Origin of the sequence: Amphritea pacifica, assembly GCF_016924145.1 — a bacterium.
In the GTDB taxonomy this organism is placed as follows: domain Bacteria; phylum Pseudomonadota; class Gammaproteobacteria; order Pseudomonadales; family Balneatricaceae; genus Amphritea; species Amphritea pacifica.
In genome coordinates this window covers 1-267 of record NZ_JAFFZO010000217.1, presented here as the reverse complement: position 1 = coordinate 267, position 267 = coordinate 1, and the positions used below count along the sequence as shown (strand labels likewise).

General features: G+C 54.7%; 1 pseudogene. It reads left to right on the top strand.

Going from position 1 to position 267, the window contains the following annotated elements:
- Positions 1-11 precede the first annotated feature (11 nt).
- Positions 12-267 (top strand): annotated as a pseudogene (locus JW499_RS22095) (hypothetical protein); the annotation flags it as partial.

Sequence of the window (267 nt, the reverse complement as noted above, 5' to 3'; positions counted from 1 at the left end):
TACTGAGCTGCATGGCGTATGTTGACCTTAACCCGATACGAGCAGGCATCGCCGAGACGCCCGAGCAATCGGCATTTACCTCAGTCAAACAGCGGATAGATACCCCGCAGGAGCAAGAAGCCACCGCGTTAACACTCAAGCGCTTTGATCCCCGGCAGGCTGAAACAGCGGCGATCAGCTATGAACTGCATGACTATCTGGAGTTGGTTGATTATACCGGGCGGGCGATTCATCCCACCAAGCGGGGTTATATTACAGCGGATACCC